This is a genomic window from Fibrella aquatilis, from assembly GCF_017353255.1.
GTDB lineage: Bacteria > Bacteroidota > Bacteroidia > Cytophagales > Spirosomataceae > Fibrella > Fibrella aquatilis.
In genome coordinates this window covers 1-15,936 of sequence record NZ_JAFMYU010000012.1, presented here as the reverse complement: position 1 = coordinate 15,936, position 15,936 = coordinate 1, and the positions used below count along the sequence as shown (strand labels likewise).

The window sequence follows — 15,936 nt, the reverse complement described above, 5'->3', positions numbered from 1 at the left end:
CCCCACGTTATGAACAAGTTGCGTTTCTTATTGGTAGCCACCGTGGGCCTAAGCCTGTGGGTGGTAACGGGGTGCAGCGTGAAGGAATGCTGCGGCCCTGCGCCGTCGGCCCGGCAGCTGCGCATTGCTGCGCCACTGGTGCAACAGACGTCGGCGTTTGCGTTCGATGCCTTTAAGCGGTTGAACCAGTCGGCAACTGGTGGCGACGTGTTTTTTTCGCCGCTGAGCCTTCACATGGCCCTCGGCATGGTGCTGAACGGTGCTAACGGCACTACCAAAACCGAGATGCTCAAGGTCCTGAACGCCGACGGGCAGTCGCTGATGGATCTGAACCAGGCGTATTCGCAACTGATGCAGGACCTGCCGTTGCTGGACCCGCAGGTGCAAATCAAACTGGCTAACTCGGTGTGGTACCGCAACGGATTTACGGTAACGCCCGCGTTTCAGAACACGCTGACCACTAGTTTTCTGGCCAGCGTAAGTGGCCTCGATTTCAACGCCCCGGCCAGCGTAGGGATCATCAATGACTGGGCTGGCAGCAAAACAAACGGCCTGATTCCGAAAGTGTTAGAATCGCTCCGCCCCGATGAGGTGATGCTGTTGCTGAACGCTATTTATTTCAAAGGCGACTGGAAAGCGCAGTTCGACCCCGCCAAAACCGTCGATTTGCCCTTTACGCTGGCCAATGGCAGCAAGAAACAGGTGAAGATGATGCGCCTCGACACCGACCTGCGCCGTGCTTTTCGCCCCACCTACACGGCCTTTGAATTGCCCTACGGTAGTGGCAACACGGCCATGACGGTGCTGCTGCCCACCCCCGAAAACACCGCCGACAAGCTCTTGAGTACACTTACCCCCGCCGATTGGACGCAACTGCAAACGGATATGACGGGCGGCAAAATAGATATTGGCCTACCCCGGTTCAAGCTGCGATATGAAACCGAACTCAACGACATACTGAGCCAGATGGGTATGCCTACCGCCTTCACCCCCCGCGCCGATTTCACGGGTATTAACCCCAACGGCGGGCTGCTGCTGACGTCGGTGAAGCAAAAAGCCTATGTGGCTGTGGATGAAAAAGGAACTACGGCAGCCGCTGTTACGAGCGTTGGCGTGGGCGTCACGTCGTTGGGGCCGCAACCGTACCTCTGCGACCGGCCCTTTGTGGTGGTGATTCACGAGAAAGCATCCGGCACGATTTTGTTCATGGGAAAAATCGCTAACCCAACAGAATCGCTATGAAAACGCTGCTGATTGCCTGCACAGCCTTGGTTGGATTCGCAGGTTGTTCCAAAAAGCAGGCCTTCTCTGTTGAGCCTGTCAACCCCAATAGGGTAGCGCAATTTGTTGGTAATTGGGTATTGGTTGCGCCTGATGCCACCTATCCAATCACGCTGACGATTGAGCCAACTGCCTTTGGTACAGGCACTAAAAACAGTTACGGCGTCAGTGGAAAAGGCCCCGTAAACAGGTACACCTCATCGCTCGACTATGCGCCCAGTAGTGCCACTGAAGTTGATATGAAGTTCAGCCCCGTGTTTTGGACGTCAAAAGTTGCCGAGACGCCTCAGCAGGCGCAGGCTTCTAACGATTATTTGACTCGTCTTGGTCGGGTAAAAACCGGCTCAATCACGAAAGAGGGAGCACTGTATTTGCGCAGCGAGCCCACGCTGGGGGGGTGTATAGATTTGCAGGTACGGCTGATTTTTCAGCGAGTCAATTGAGTCATCAGAAACTTCAACAACATTTTGTGTAGGACCGAATCGCCCGGTGGCCTTGCTGCCGGGTGATTTTTTTTGTGCCCGGTTCCAACGATGAGCACGCGTTAAGGCTCATGGTGTTAACGAACGTTAAAACGCCTTACCATGAAAAAACTGATCTATTTTCTCCTGTTGCTGCCCCTGATCTGGATCGACTCGTCGTGTACGGATCAGTGCACCGAAACCCGCACATTCCGGCAGTTTACGCCCGTTTCACTAACCACTTCGCAGATTCGTCTGGGGGTGGGTGTCGACAAGGCACGCGGGATGGTCAACCCCGGAAAAATCTATACGAAAGACGGCTACCTGTTTATCAATGAGCTAAAGCAGGGTATCCACGTCATTGATAACCGCAACCCCTCGGCCCCAAAGCCGCTGGCGTTCATCAGCATACCCGGCAATGGTGACGTAGCCATCCGCAATAATTTTTTGTATGCCGACAGCTACATGGATCTCGTCACGTTCGACATCAGCAACCTCGCCGACATTCACGAGGTGAGCCGCTCGAAAAACGTGTTCGTTCAGGGGCAGTTCGACGGGGGCTGGTGGTACTACAATCCCCAAAACAATAATGACCTCGTTCAGGATCAGCGCGTTGACTACATCACCCAATCGGTAAAAACCAATTGCGAAGCCATGCCCACTACAGGCGGCTGGTGGGGGCCGGTGAGTTTTCTGTCGGCCTCTGCCGATAAAAGCACGGGATCAGGCGGCAGTACCACAACCAGCGGCACCAGCGGTTCTATGGCCCGGTTTGCTCTTTACAATGACTACCTCTATGCCGTGGGGCAATCAGACATGAAGCTGTTTACCATCAGCAGCCCTGCCGCGCCCACGCTCAGCAACACCATTAACCTGGGCTGGGGTATCGAAACCATTTTTCCTTACAAAGACAAGTTGTTCCTGGGGTCGCAGACGGGCATGCTCATCTATGATAACGCCAACCCGGCGCAACCGAAGCAATTAGCTGTTTTTCAACACGCTCGCCGTTGCGACCCGGTGGTGGTCAACGACAACACGGCCTACGTGACGCTGCGGGGTGGCGGCGGCTGTGGCGGGGCCAGCAATCAACTCGACGTGGTCGATATTAGTAGCCTCACTAATCCTAAACTGCTGAAAAGCTACCCCATGCGCAGCCCCTACGGCCTCGGTGTCGATTTTCCGAATCTGTTTGTTTGTGAGGGTGCCTACGGTGTCAAGTCGTTCAACGTCGCCGATCCCATGCAGATCGACAAGAATTTGCAGCAGCACATCGAGGACGTACAGGCCTACGATGTGATCCCGTTGGGTGGCGTTTCGGGGCAGAAAACGTTACTGCTCATTGGCCGCGATGGCTTTTACCAGTACGAATACACCGCCGCTGGTCGGTTGCGCCTGTTGAGCAAGCTACCCGTCACTCGTCCAAGCCTGACCTGACATGCACCCCAACCGAATGCTTTTATGCGTGTGGGCATTACTGGTCAGTATGACGGCTGCTCAGGCCCAGTTTCCGGTGACTAAACAGGGTCATCCGTTTGTCAATTACACCGAAGTGGGCGGGTTATTTGGCCGCGTAGCCTATACCGTCAATACCTGGAACGGCAACAACGGCGAGCAAGTCGACAATAAAATCAGCCTGACAATCCAGACGTTCAACGGGGTGCAGCTATGCCCCCGACTGGCGGTGGGGGGCGTGGTGGCCGTAGACTGGTATTCGGCGGCGTTACTTATGCCAGTAGGAGCAGGCCTGCGCTACGACCTAGCCAAACCCAACGACAAAAACGTACGGGTCTTTGTGTCGGCCGATGCGGGTTATGGCTTCACGTGGTTAGATAAATCCAGCACCAACAATGAAATCAAGGGCGGGCTGATGCTGAACCCCGGCATTGGCCTGCGGCTGGGTAAGCCCGGCAAAGGTGCCTTTGTGCTGTCGCTGAGCTACAAACGGCAGGCTGTGCAAGCTGCCAAACCCCTGCAATGGAACGACATCAGCCGCGACGAAAGCCGGGTGTATAACCGGCTGGCTGTTCGGCTGGGCATAGCTTTCTAAAGCTAGCCTCTGAAAAAACGAAGCGGATAGGGCATTGCCCTATCCGCTTCGTTTTTTAATATCGTTTGGTCAATCTAAGCAGTAACAGGCTGACAGTAAGAAAGAAAGGAAAGGGTCAGGAATAGGAAACTGTACGGCCACAAAGATAGAATATAGGATAATCAGAAGAAATAATTGAGCAGAGGGATTTTTGCTAAAAAACCCGACAAATTCAATGCAGTAAGTAGAATTTAGTTTGTGGTTTGTAGTTGCTGACGCCTAGAGCGCGAAGCAACCACAAACCACAAACTACAAACCCCTACCCCCCTAAACAGTCGCTTCAGCCAGAGACGGATAATCCGTATAGCCCTTCTCGCCAGGAGTATAGAACGTGCTGAAATCGGGCTGGTTCAGGTCGGTGCCAGCTTCCATACGTTCTACCAGATCTGGGTTGGCAATAAACGGACGGCCAAAGGCAATCAGTTGAGCCTTGCCTTCGGCTAGGGTAGCTTCGGCCCGATCGGCGTCGTAGCCACCGCTCAGAATCAATGTCCCCTTGAAAGCGGCCCGGATACCGTCGACAATGCTCTGGGCCACCGCCGGTGCGCCCATCGACTGGTGGTCGACCAGGTGAACGTACGTTACTATACCGTTCAGTTTTTTGGCCACGTGCAGCGCAATGGCGTCATATTCAGGTGAATAGGGTGTATCGTTGAACACACCGTAGGGCGACAGGCGGATACCTACTTTGTCAGCACCAATCGCGTTCGATACTTCGGTGGCTACTTCCACGGCAAAGCGGGCGTAGTTCTCGGTCGAGCCGCCGTACTCGTCGGTGCGTTGGTTGGTGGTTGGGCGCAAAAACTGCTCCACCAGGTAGCCATTGGCCCCGTGAATTTCAACCCCGTCGAAACCAGCCTCGATGGCGTTTTGAGCGGCGGTTACAAACTCCGTAATCGCCTGCTCAATATCGGCTTTGGTCATGACCTCAGGCGTGGGGTGATCCAGCATGCCCTGCTCGTCGGTGTAGATCTGCCCCGCCGCCGCAATGGCCGAAGGTGCTACTATTTTGGCACCGGCCTCCATATGAATGGGGTGACCAACGCGGCCCGTGTGCATGAGTTGGGCGAAGATGTTACCCCCTTTTTCGTGTACCGCTCTGGTCACGGCTTTCCAGCCTTCTACCTGTGCGGAAGTATACAGACCCGGTACGCGGGCATAGCCGTTGCCGTTGGCCGAGGGGGCAATACCTTCGGTAATAATTAGCCCCGCCGAGGCCCGTTGGGCATAGTACGTGGCCATAATGGGCGTTACGTCGTGCCCGACTGTAGCGCGGTTGCGCGTCATGGGGGCCATCACCACCCGGTTTTTCAATGAAATAGCACCAAGCGTAGTTGGAGAAAACAATTGCGTTGCCATGCGTTATTGGTTGTATGTACAAAGACATAAGCACAACAACAGAGCCATTGAAAAGGGTTTACATGTGCCTACATTTAATTCAGATGTAAGAATATAAATTGGTTATAGAAACAATTTTGTAATGGCTATGCTTGGTAATAAATCGCCGTTAATCACTTGTTTTTCAATAGCTTGTAATTTATCGGTCAGTCCATTTTGGGTAAAAAACTGTTGCTCGATCCGCTGACGCAGCAGGGTTTTGAACCAGTCGAGGGCCTGTTGTTGCCGGTGGCGGGTGCGCACCGACGTACCGTCGTGGTTGGGTTGACTCATGAGCCGTTGGTGCTTTTCAATCAACTCCCATAACGCGCTGATACCCATACCAGTGAGCGCCGAGCAGGTCAATACGGGTGGTTGCCAGCCGGTGCCGGTGGGGGGGAAGAGATGCAGCGCATGCTGGTATTCCAGCCGGGCGCGGTCAGCCGCGGCGGCGTTGTCGCCGTCGGCTTTGGTAATGGCCAGGGCGTCGGCCAGTTCCATAATGCCGCGTTTCATGCCCTGAAGCTCGTCGCCCGCACCGGCTAGCATGAGCAGCAGGAAAAAATCGACCATGCCGTGCACCAGCGTTTCGGACTGCCCCACGCCCACGGTTTCGATCAGGATGAGGTCGAATCCAGCGGCTTCGCAGAGGAGCATAGTCTCGCGGGTGCGGTGGGCCACGCCCCCCAGCGAATCACCGGCGGGCGAGGGACGGATGTAGGCCAGCGGGTCCATCGATAACGTTTCCATGCGGGTCTTGTCGCCCAGGATACTTCCGCCCGACCGTTGGCTGCTGGGGTCGATGGTGAGCACGGCTAACTGCTTGCCCAGGCCCGTGAGGTGCTTGCCAAAGGCTTCGATAAACGTGCTCTTGCCCACGCCCGGCACGCCCGTAATGCCCACCCGCACCGACGTTGGCGGCACGTGGGGCAGCACCCCTTCCAGCACTGCCTGCGCCAACGCCTGATCAGTTGCTAATCGGCTCTCTACCAATGTAATAGCCCGGCTTAGCACTAGCCGGTCGCCCGCCCGGAGGCCATCAATGTAGTAGGAGGGGTGTTGACGGGGGCGCATTGTTTGGTAGCAGTAGGCAGTGGCAGTAGGCAATTTGGGGTAAAAAGCCGTGCGCCTGACACAGCGCCCCATGACAAATAAGCATTTCCACGTGTCAATATTAACGGCTTGCTTTGTTCCATGAACCTTGCCGATGCCTACAACCCCGACCTGTTCCGCCAACAGGGCCACGCGCTGGTCGACCTCCTGGCCGACCATTTAGCTCAGGCCGAATCGGGAACTGCGCCCGTGTTGACATATGCTGAGCCTGACGAGCAACTTGCCTACTGGCAAGCCGACTTTGCCCAGCCCACCAACGCTGATCCGCTGCCCCTGCTGACCAATATGATTCAGCGGTCTATTCACCTGCACAATCCGGCGTTTATGGGGCATCAGGTGGCCCCGCCCTTGCCCCTGGCGGCACTGACGGGCCTGCTGACGGGGATGCTCAACCAGGGGCAGGCCGTGTATGAAATGGGCATGACCGCCAACGCGCTGGAACGCATCGTGACGGGCTGGCTGGCCAAAAAACTGGGCTTGGGCGCTGCGGCGGGCGGTTTGCTTACATCGGGCGGTACGCTGGCTAACCTAACGGCCCTGCTCACGGCCCGCGCTGTGGCTGCGCCAGCCGACGTTTGGACAGAAGGCACCACCAACCGGCTGGCTATTATGGTGTCTGACGAAGCGCACTATTGCGTAGACCGGGCCGCCCGGATTATGGGCTTGGGTAGCGCGGGTATCATCAAAATTCCGACCAACGACCGCTTCCAGATGCGTACCGATTTGCTGGAACCATACCTGGCCAAAGCCCGTGCTGACGGCCTCACCGTGTTTGCCGTGATCGGGTCGGCCTGCTCCACCTCTACCGGCTCATATGATGACCTGACGGCCATTGCCGATTTCTGCCAGGCGCACGGCCTCTGGTTTCATGCCGACGGGGCACACGGCGGCGTGGCGGCCTTATCCGATACCTACCGGCCGCTGGTGCGGGGTATAGAGCGAGCCGACTCGGTGGTGGTCGATTTTCACAAAATGATGATGATTCCGGCGCTGGTGACGGCCCTGATTTACCAGCGCGGCACCGATTCGTTCCGCACGTTTCAGCAGAAAGCACAATACCTCTGGGCCGACGCCGATGCCCAGGATTGGTTCAATTCGGGGAAGCGGGCGTTCGAGTGTACCAAGCTGATGATGAGCGCCAAAGTATACACCGTGCTGCGTACTTATGGCGAAGGGCTTTTCGCCCAAAACGTGGAAATACTTTATGGTCTGGCCCGACAGTTTGCCGCGCTGGTTCGAGAGCGGGCGGGCTTTGAACTGGCCGTTGAGCCGGAGAGCAACATTGTCTGTTTTCGCTATGCAGGCCAGACATCAGACCCCGCCCAGATCGATTTGCTAAATAGCCAGATCAGGCAGCGCTTACTGCACAAAGGCCAATTTTATATCGTGCAGACCACCCTGCGGGAGCGCGTCTGGCTTCGCGTGTCGCTCATGAATCCGCTTACGACGGCGGGGCATCTGGCAGCGTTGCTGGATGCAATAGAAGGGTGAGTTCAAACCTTGAACTCACGTCAAATCGTCCGGCGTGGTGATCTTGATGTTTTCGTAGTCGCCTTCGATGAGGGTGATGGGGTAACCTGCGAATTCAAGCACGCTGGCGCAGTCGGTGAAGTGGGGTTGTTCTGGGCCGGAAAACGCTTGTCGGAACCAGTCGAGGCGGAATGTCTGGGGTGTTTGCACCAGCCGCACCCGCGCCCGGTCAACAGCTTCCGAGTGGCCGTTTTCGCCCACGAGCCGGACCGAATCTTTGGCCGCCACGCAGGCAACGGCGCTGCCCTTGTGCGAGGCCGTAGCAAAGCTGATGGCAATGGTATCTGCTGATACATAGGGCCTTACGCCGTCATGCACCGCCACCAGCCCCGTACCATCGGCGGCTGTCGGGATATTCGCCAAGCCATTACGCACCGACTGAAACCGCGTGGACCCGCCAATAACGGTGGTGACGTTGGCGGGATGAAATTCGTGTTCGACGCAGAGCGATTCCCAAACGGTCAGGTCACGTTCGGGCAGGACCAGGCGGATGGGGATATCGGGCGAATAGGCCAGAAATTGTTCAATGGTGCGTTGCAGAATGGGCTTACCGTGTAGCAGCAAAAACTGCTTGGCCACGTCGGTTTTCATGCGGCTCCCGCTGCCGCCCGCCACAATGATGGCGTAGAAAGAAGTGGTGCGTGTCAAGGGTGGGGAGTTTAACGTTGTCCAGGTGGTCTGTCGCTAAGCAATCGCTCACAGCTTCTTCATCGTCTCGTAGTCGCCTACGTTGTGAAGGTAAAGGAAATGGATGAGCAGGCCGTTGACGTTCGTGACCAGCTTATGGGCTTCGGGCAGGGTGGCAATCACCGACGTAATGCGCTCATAGTCAGAATCACTCTCTATTTTCTTCAGGTGAAATGCCATGATCTCGGCGCGGGGCATGGTCTTCTCCACAAAGTAATAATGCATGGCTTCGTCGCTGGTGCCGGTGCTGGGAAACCATAGCTGCGGGTTCAGCTTCGTTAGTTCGTCGGGCGTGATGACGAGGCCAATTTCTTCGCCTACCTCGCGGGCGGCGGTGTCGGTGGGGTCGTCGTCGGTGTCGACCATGCCGGCCGGGTGTTCGTAGGTGTGCGAACCGTCGGAGATGCGGCGCTGCCGAACCAGGACCACAAATTTGTCGCCCGTCTGGTCGTCAATGAGGCAGACGAGTACTGAGGCAGCGTGGCCTTTGAGGAAACAAACCGGCGGGATTTTGTCGCCTTCGGGCGTGTCGGCATCTACGGTGAGCATAGCAAACAGCACTTCGCCATTGTGCCGCCTACGGATAAAATGGTTATCTATCTTGTTGATCTTCAGCCCGTTTTGTTCCAGTTGTTTTTTCCAGAACTTAAACTTGGGGGCGTCTTCTAATGCTTCTATAGAGTGATTGGCCATAGCGAGGATAACTACATCGTAAGGGGTTCTGTCTGATGAACTGCCAACCAAAGGCCACTGTTAGCCCATTGGGCCAAAAATGTCCGACTAGTTATGCTCTCAAAAATACTGCTTGGTTTGCTAGTACTTGTTGTGGTGTTCGTATTGGTGGCCCTGCTCATAGGCTATCTTATCTCGGCCCCCAAATACACCGGTCCCGTGTCGGACCATTTCAACGGCAAAACGTTTTTTACCCCCGGCGCTCCCCAGCCCCGTGGCCTGATGGACGTGATTAAGTGGCAGCTAAACCACGACATCTCCGAACCCTGGCCCCCCTTCCATACCGAAGCCGCCGGGGCCAAACCCGCCGACCGCGTAGCCGTCGATTCGACCCGGAAGGGTCCCGTTCGGGGTCCCGTGCGCGTCACCTACGTGAACCACTCCACGGTGCTGCTTCAGTTCGACGGGCTGAACATCCTCACCGACCCGATCTACGAAAACCGCGTAAGTCCGTTCTCATTCATTGGCCCCGCGCGCAATAGCCCCCCCGGCATCCGGTTCGACGACCTGCCCCACATTGACGTGCTGCTGCTGAGTCATAACCACTGGGATCACCTCGAAATTGGCACCGTCAAGAAGCTCGCCGCCCGCGACAAACCCCTGATCTACTGCCCGTTGGGTATCAAGGCGTTTCTGGAGGGCGAGGGCATCACCAACATCACCGAGCTGGACTGGCGGCAGTCGGCCCCCATCAACGCTCAAACCACGCTGCACTGCGTACCGGCGCAGCACTTTTCGGGACGCGGCATGTTCGACCGCGACGCCACGCTCTGGGCGGGCTATGTGCTTGATAATAAGGCCGTTGGCAAGATTTATTTCGCGGGCGATTCGGGCTATGGGCCGCACTTCAAGGCCATCGGGCAGCAGTTTGGTCCGTTGCGGCTGGCGCTCATTCCCATTGGTGCCTACAAGCCTAACTGGTTTATGTCGCCGGTGCACATTGGCCCGCCTGAGGCCGTGCAGGTGCATCAGGACGTACAGTCACAGCAGAGCGTGGCCATTCACTTCGGCACCTTCCCCCTCGCCGACGATGGTGAGGGCGAACCCGTTACCGACCTGGCGCGGGCACTGGCCACCAACGGCATCGACCCGGCTCGTTTTCGGGCGCTGAAAAATGGGGAAAGCGTAAATTTTTAAAGTCTGTTCCAACGTTTAGCCAGAAAACGGGGTATTCTTTGTATCACTCAATGGCTCTGTTCACCAGGTAGGATGGCCGGAATCAACACTCTTGTTTATGCGTAATCTCAGTTTGGCGTTGGTAGCCGCCCTATGTATTGCTGCCAGCTTTTTGTCGTGTAAAGACACCTACATCGACCCGGCCATAGCCAATTTTACGAAAGACACCACCGACATTGCCGTCTACGTCAAGAATAACGGCCTTGTCACGCAGTCGGCATCCTATGGCGTACGGTACCAGATTACCCAGGCCAACCCCGCGGGTAAAGCTCCCGCCCAGGGCGAGGAACTGGAGTTCTCGTACGTGATCCGCTCGTTGAGCAATACCAAGATCGACAGCACCAAAAAAGACTCGTCGGCTTATTTTCCGTTTGGGCTGGGCAAAATGCTGATTGGGCTTGAAATCGGTTTCGGTAAGTTGCGGGAAGGCGAAAAAGCCATTTTCCTGTTTCCGTCCTACGTGGCCTTCGGCGACCGGCCGGTGGGCGCATTACTCGCCAATTCACCCGTCCGGTTCGATGTATTTTTGAAAGCGGTGCGTTCGGAAGATGCGCAGATTGAAGATTATATCAAACGCAACAAACTGACCAACGTTGACAAGCAAACTACCGGCCTGCGGGTAAGCAAAACCGTGAGCACCACCACCGGCGCGGCTCTCACCGATGGCCAAAAAGTGACCCTAAAATATTCGGGCAAATTCCTCCGGTCGGGCAACGTTTTCGACGACAACGCCAAGCTGCCTTACGACGTGACTCTGGGTCGAAATCAGGTTGTACCCGGTTTCGAAGCGGGTATCAAGGCCTTAAAAGTGGGCGAAAAAGCGACAATCATCTTCCCATCATCACTCGGATACGGGTCAACCGGCACATCCAACGGAGCCATTCTGCCCTATACCCCGCTGGCGTTTGATATAGAGATTATATCTGCGCAGTAGTGATTAGTTGAAGTGACTAAGCGGGTTGTTGGCTTCGCGCCCTAGGCCCCGCGGCGGCGGACCGTCTCGACTGCGCTCGGGGTGACAACGAATTTGAATCAACTCTTTGAGAATGCTCTTATTTGCCTGTCACTCCGAGCGCAGTCGAGACGGTCCGCCGCCGCGGGGCCTAGAGCGCGAAGCCAAGCCAGACTACAACCTCATCAACCAATACAATCAATCACTAAAACCGCCACCGCCCCTGCACGGTCAGGTCCGTTTTGTGGGGGGCGCTGATAAGGTCCAGGCCAGAGCCGATGTCGGGTTGGTTTAGCAGGTCGGTGCGGGCATAGCGGAACCAGACATCGAGGTGTTGGTTGACCTGGTAGCGGGCCAGTAAATAATGCCGGAACCCCTGATCGGCGTAGGCGGGGAAAGAAAAGGCGTAGAGCACGTCGCGCTCGTATACGTACTGCCGACTGTCGTAATCGTCAGTGTTGAAATAGGCCAAGCGGCCACTCAGGCTCAGCCGTCCGCGTTCGTAGGTGGCATCCTGCACCACGGCAAACCCCTGCGAACTCGTTGACGATGAGGTATATCCGTACAAACCAGCTTGTAGACGTGACCGCAGGGTCAGCCCCGGCGCGGGCGTCCATTCAGCGGTGAGGGTCAGGCTGCGGCGCACCGTGTTCACCACTTCTTTGGGCGTCAGCTTACTACCAGACGGAAGGCCACCCGGACGGTTTTTTTCTTTGTGTTCATCGTGGAAAATCAAGGCAAAATGCGTTTGCCGATCTGGTGAATACTGCGCCGACAGCAGGTAATCGAACCCGTCGGAGGGTGCGTCGATAAGGTATTTCCACCACGGAAACCGGAACCAGTCTACAAAACCGCTGAGGGTCAGCCTACGGTAGATACTGTACTTCACCCCGCCATACACGCCCGTTTCGTTGCTGGTTTTGCTCGCTTCGCCAAAGGCATTGGCGTAGAACGAGTGAAAATTGCGGTCGTAATGCCGGGCCAGCAACGCCACGTCTACCCGCCGCCCCAAACTGGCCAGCACCCCACCCACGGCTCCGATGCCCCCGCTGTTGACCACCGACCCGCTGCTGTAGGCCACCTCACCGAAAAGGTTCATACTGCGCCAGGCGTGGCTCCCGTGCAGGCCCGCCACCAGGTTCTGTTTGCCCATAAACTCGTACTGATTGTAGGTCTGATCGCGCTTCTTCAGGGTCTTATCAAACGCCGTTTGCAGTACGCTGAGGCCTATTTGTAAGCCATTTCGGTGGAAATGCAGGTGCCCGCCCAGGTTCGTTTCCAGCACCGAGCGCAGATCGAGCAGGTCAGTTGGTGTCTGATGCAGACCCGACGTGCCGAACGAGCTAACTACGTCTTCGTCGGCGGTGGTGGCCCCCGTAATCACATTACCATCGCGGCGGTTGCGGGCGGCCAGCAGGGTGATGTCGAGGTTGGGCAGTAGGGCGTAGGTGGCCGAGAGACCGCGCAGGTAGCCATATTCGGTGAGCGAGGTGTAGGGCCGGGCACCCAGCGTGGGCCTGCGCACGGTCAGGATGGTTTCGGCGTTTTTACCCAGCGAAAAGCCCGCCGAAAACACCAGCCCCTGCCCCACCTGCTGCTGAAAATCACCGACAATCACGTTCCGCCACCGGCCCCGGTTCTGGATCTGGGCATGAAACGAGACGTAATCGATGCCATATTGCCGCCCATCGGGGTTCCAGCGGAAAGCCTCGCCGGGGTCCTGTTCCATCGTAACGCCTACGCTGTAGACGCCCGGCCTGCTTTGCCGAAACCGCCCGTACCACTGCCCCGGACTGCCCAGATAACGTAGCGGCAGCTTGCCTTTTGAGTCGGGCGTGGCGGGTGAAAAACCTTTTTGCTCTTCCAGCACCCGTTCGTAGCGCAGCATCAGGTAGTTGTCGGTGGGCGCGGGCAGGTCGGCGGTGAGGGTGCCGGTGCGGATGGTGGCAAAAGGGCGCAGGCGTTGAATGGTGCCCACGTCGAACTCAGGTACGGCCTGCAATTCGGCCACGGCCAGCAAATCGCCGTAGGCAGTGCGGTAGCTGATAAGGCTGTTGATCTGCCGTTCAGTGAGCAGGTAGGTGGCCGCCAGTTCGTCGTGGGTGGCCCTGTTCAGGTCGAGCGGGTTGGTGTAGAACTGCGCCAGGTTGTCGAACACGGCAGCGTAATCGATCCCGTCGGTTTGTACGGGAAATAAGACCTGAAACAGCCGCGTCAGGGCCTCATCAGGGCGGACTGAGCCGGGGGTTTGAACAGGTAGGACAGGGAAAATAGACTGGGCTGTGGCGGCGGGGGCACATAAACCCAGCAGACCCAGAATTGGGTAAAACGGTCGTCTCAAAAGCAGGTAGGTTTCGGTAGGTGACGAAAACTACGGCAAGTGACGTAACAAGTCAAGTGAGTGACTGAAAATCAACTCGTTCGGCGAGGTTGCTCTTATTAAGTAACCACTTGCTCTATGCTTACTGGATGGTTACCGGAACAAATTGTACTTATACGAGTCGCATGGGCCTCTACGCGCGAAATCAGATTAATAAATTGTAAATAACTGTTTTTCAGTGTAAGATTTCGTACCTTTGCGGGAAAATTAGCCGGTGCTGTTCCTGACGGGAAAGGCACCCTTTCAGGCACTTCTGACATCGTATGCAATCCATCCGCAATATTGCGATTATCGCCCACGTTGACCACGGCAAAACTACGCTGGTCGACAAAATTATTCACGCCTCGAAACTGTTTCGCGACAACCAGGAATTCCAGGACCTGATTCTCGACAACAACGACCTGGAGCGTGAGCGTGGCATCACCATTACGTCGAAAAACGTATCGGTGCGCTACAACGACGTAAAAATCAACATCATCGACACCCCCGGCCACAGCGACTTCGGCGGTGAAGTAGAGCGCGTACTGAAAATGGCCGACGGCGTTTGTCTGCTGGTCGATGCTTTTGAAGGTGCTATGCCCCAAACGCGTTTCGTACTCGGCAAAGCTCTGTCTCTCGGTCTGAAGCCCATCGTGGTGATTAACAAAGTCGACAAAGAAAACTGCCGCCCCGACGAAGTACACGAAGAGGTGTTCGACCTGATGTTTAACCTCGGTGCCACCGAAGACCAACTCGATTTCCCGACCGTATATGGCTCGTCGAAACAAGGCTGGATGGGTGCCGACTGGAAAACGCCAACCACTGACATCACATACCTGCTCGATACCATCGTGGAGCATATCAAGCCCGCGCCGGTGGTAGAGGGTACGCCCCAAATGCAGATCACCTCGCTCGACTATTCGGCCTTTGTAGGTCGGATCGCCATTGGCCGGGTGTCGCGCGGTACGCTGAAAGAAGGCGCCAGCATGGCCCTGGTGAAAGTAGGAAACGTGGTGAAGCGCGTGAAAATCAAAGAGTTGCAGACGTTCGAGGGCCTGGGCAAGGTGAAAGCCGCCGAGGTACCCTGCGGCGATATCTGCGCCATCACAGGCCTGGAAGATTTCGAGATCGGCGATACCGTGACTGACCTGGAAAACCCCGAAGCCATTGACCGCATTGCCGTTGACGAGCCGACGATGAACATGCTGTTCACGATCAACAACTCGCCCTTCTTCGGTAAGGAAGGTAAGTTTGTGACATCACGCCACCTCCGCGACCGGCTTTACAAGGAGATCGAGAAAAACCTGGCCCTGCGCGTAGAAACCACCGACAGCGAAGACCGCTTCCTGGTATTTGGCCGGGGCATTCTGCACCTTTCGGTCCTAATCGAGACCATGCGTCGCGAAGGATACGAGTTGCAAGTGGGTCAGCCGCAGGTATTGTATAAAGAAGACGAAAACGGCCAGAAACTGGAGCCGGTAGAAACCCTGGTAGTAGACGTGCCCGAAGAGACCGCCGGTAAGGTGATTGAACTGGCCACGCAGCGCAAAGGCGAACTGCTGATCATGGAACCGAAGGGCGATTTGCAACACCTGGAGTTCGAAATCCCGTCGCGGGGTTTGATCGGGCTGCGGTCTAACGTGCTCACCGCTACGTTCGGTGAGGCTGTCATGACGCACCGGTTTAAGAGCTTCGAACCCTACAAAGGCGCGATTCCTGAGCGGATCAACGGGTCGCTGATCTCGATGACAAGCGGTTCGGCCACGGCCTACTCAATTGACAAACTACAGGATCGGGGCGTATTCTTTATCGATCCGGGTGATGAAATCTACGCCGGTCAGGTTATTGGCGAACACAACCGTCAGAACGACATTGTGGTTAACGTGCAGACTGCCAAGCAGTTAACCAACATGCGGGCGTCTGGTTCAGATAATAACGTGAAGATCGCGCCGAAGATCCAGTTCTCGCTGGAAGAGTCGATGGAGTATATCCAGAAAGACGAATACCTCGAAGTGACGCCAAAATCGATGCGTATCCGTAAGATTTTCCTCGACGAAAACGAGCGCAAACGCAACGCGAACAAGTTCGCGATGGCGTAAGAGAGGTTTGTGGTTGGTGGTTTGTAGTGGCTTCGCGCTGGCGGTTGCTGCCGCGCGGCCCCTCGACTGCGCTCGGGGTGACA

At 56.3% G+C, this 15,936-nt stretch carries 13 protein-coding genes; 8 read left to right on the top strand and 5 right to left on the bottom strand.

Annotated features, from left to right (window positions below):
• Nucleotides 1–9 precede the first annotated feature (9 nt).
• The 4 genes from J2I48_RS15275 to J2I48_RS15260 all read left to right on the top strand — a co-directional run bounded on the left by J2I48_RS15275 (nt 10) and on the right by J2I48_RS15260 (nt 3,789).
• Entirely contained in the window at nt 10–1,242 is a 1,233-nt protein-coding gene (locus tag J2I48_RS15275) for a serpin family protein (protein WP_207336338.1), read from the top strand.
• Nucleotides 1,239–1,724, top strand: a complete 486-nt coding sequence (locus tag J2I48_RS15270; RefSeq protein WP_207336337.1) for a hypothetical protein — start codon at nt 1,239–1,241, stop codon at nt 1,722–1,724. The genes J2I48_RS15275 and J2I48_RS15270 overlap by 4 nt, the downstream gene beginning before the upstream one ends.
• Nucleotides 1,725–1,865: 141 nt before the next feature.
• Nucleotides 1,866–3,176, top strand: coding sequence for an LVIVD repeat-containing protein (locus tag J2I48_RS15265; protein WP_207336336.1), 1,311 nt, complete (start codon nt 1,866–1,868; stop codon nt 3,174–3,176).
• 1 nt (nt 3,177) lies between these two features.
• On the top strand, nt 3,178–3,789 hold the full coding sequence (locus J2I48_RS15260; RefSeq protein WP_207336335.1) for a hypothetical protein: 612 nt from the start codon (nt 3,178–3,180) through the stop codon (nt 3,787–3,789).
• Between the two features lie 306 nt (nt 3,790–4,095).
• On the opposite strand, the gene J2I48_RS15255 is transcribed toward J2I48_RS15260, so the two are convergent.
• A complete protein-coding gene (locus J2I48_RS15255; RefSeq protein ID WP_207336334.1) occupies nt 4,096–5,187 on the bottom strand; it encodes an alkene reductase in 1,092 nt (363 codons plus the stop codon).
• A gap of 102 nt (nt 5,188–5,289) precedes the next feature.
• The gene (meaB, locus tag J2I48_RS15250) at nt 5,290–6,279 is read right to left on the bottom strand and encodes a methylmalonyl Co-A mutase-associated GTPase MeaB (RefSeq protein WP_207336333.1); all 990 of its coding nucleotides are present in this window, start codon (nt 6,277–6,279) and stop codon (nt 5,290–5,292) included.
• Between the two features lie 120 nt (nt 6,280–6,399).
• Here meaB and J2I48_RS15245 point away from each other — a divergent pair, with 120 nt between their 5' ends.
• Complete coding sequence (locus J2I48_RS15245; RefSeq protein ID WP_207336332.1) at nt 6,400–7,809, top strand: pyridoxal phosphate-dependent decarboxylase family protein; 1,410 nt, start codon at nt 6,400–6,402, stop codon at nt 7,807–7,809.
• Nucleotides 7,810–7,824: 15 nt separating this feature from the next.
• Here the strand turns inward: J2I48_RS15245 and J2I48_RS15240 are convergent, their stop codons facing one another.
• Both J2I48_RS15240 and J2I48_RS15235 read right to left on the bottom strand, forming a co-directional pair.
• A complete protein-coding gene (locus J2I48_RS15240; RefSeq protein ID WP_207336331.1) occupies nt 7,825–8,496 on the bottom strand; it encodes a 2-C-methyl-D-erythritol 4-phosphate cytidylyltransferase in 672 nt (223 codons plus the stop codon).
• A 48-nt stretch (nt 8,497–8,544) separates the two neighbouring features.
• Entirely contained in the window at nt 8,545–9,228 is a 684-nt protein-coding gene (locus J2I48_RS15235; RefSeq protein ID WP_207336330.1) for an NUDIX hydrolase, read from the bottom strand.
• A 117-nt stretch (nt 9,229–9,345) separates the two neighbouring features.
• Here J2I48_RS15235 and J2I48_RS15230 point away from each other — a divergent pair, with 117 nt between their 5' ends.
• Together J2I48_RS15230 and J2I48_RS15225 are read left to right on the top strand one after the other, a co-directional pair.
• Nucleotides 9,346–10,404, top strand: a complete 1,059-nt coding sequence (locus tag J2I48_RS15230) for an MBL fold metallo-hydrolase (RefSeq protein ID WP_229376316.1) — start codon at nt 9,346–9,348, stop codon at nt 10,402–10,404.
• Between the two features lie 97 nt (nt 10,405–10,501).
• On the top strand, nt 10,502–11,377 hold the full coding sequence (locus J2I48_RS15225) for an FKBP-type peptidyl-prolyl cis-trans isomerase (RefSeq protein ID WP_207336328.1): 876 nt from the start codon (nt 10,502–10,504) through the stop codon (nt 11,375–11,377).
• A gap of 223 nt (nt 11,378–11,600) precedes the next feature.
• Here J2I48_RS15225 and J2I48_RS15220 read toward each other — a convergent pair whose 3' ends face one another.
• The gene (locus J2I48_RS15220) at nt 11,601–13,736 is read right to left on the bottom strand and encodes a ComEA family DNA-binding protein (RefSeq protein ID WP_229376309.1); all 2,136 of its coding nucleotides are present in this window, start codon (nt 13,734–13,736) and stop codon (nt 11,601–11,603) included.
• 302 nt (nt 13,737–14,038) lie between these two features.
• Here J2I48_RS15220 and typA point away from each other — a divergent pair, with 302 nt between their 5' ends.
• The gene (typA, locus tag J2I48_RS15215) at nt 14,039–15,853 is read left to right on the top strand and encodes a translational GTPase TypA (protein WP_207336327.1); all 1,815 of its coding nucleotides are present in this window, start codon (nt 14,039–14,041) and stop codon (nt 15,851–15,853) included.
• Nucleotides 15,854–15,936: the final 83 nt, after the last annotated feature.

Coding starts and splice junctions, on each gene's coding strand:
- J2I48_RS15245 (WP_207336332.1), top strand. CDS start 6,400: ATGAACCTTGCCGATGCCTACAACCCCGACCTGTTCCGCCAACAGGGC.
- J2I48_RS15270 (WP_207336337.1), top strand. CDS start 1,239: ATGAAAACGCTGCTGATTGCCTGCACAGCCTTGGTTGGATTCGCAGGT.
- typA (WP_207336327.1), top strand. CDS start 14,039: ATGCAATCCATCCGCAATATTGCGATTATCGCCCACGTTGACCACGGC.
- meaB (WP_207336333.1), bottom strand. CDS start 6,279: ATGCGCCCCCGTCAACACCCCTCCTACTACATTGATGGCCTCCGGGCG.
- J2I48_RS15225 (WP_207336328.1), top strand. CDS start 10,502: ATGCGTAATCTCAGTTTGGCGTTGGTAGCCGCCCTATGTATTGCTGCC.
- J2I48_RS15255 (WP_207336334.1), bottom strand. CDS start 5,187: ATGGCAACGCAATTGTTTTCTCCAACTACGCTTGGTGCTATTTCATTG.
- J2I48_RS15275 (WP_207336338.1), top strand. CDS start 10: ATGAACAAGTTGCGTTTCTTATTGGTAGCCACCGTGGGCCTAAGCCTG.
- J2I48_RS15260 (WP_207336335.1), top strand. CDS start 3,178: ATGCACCCCAACCGAATGCTTTTATGCGTGTGGGCATTACTGGTCAGT.
- J2I48_RS15265 (WP_207336336.1), top strand. CDS start 1,866: ATGAAAAAACTGATCTATTTTCTCCTGTTGCTGCCCCTGATCTGGATC.
- J2I48_RS15235 (WP_207336330.1), bottom strand. CDS start 9,228: ATGGCCAATCACTCTATAGAAGCATTAGAAGACGCCCCCAAGTTTAAG.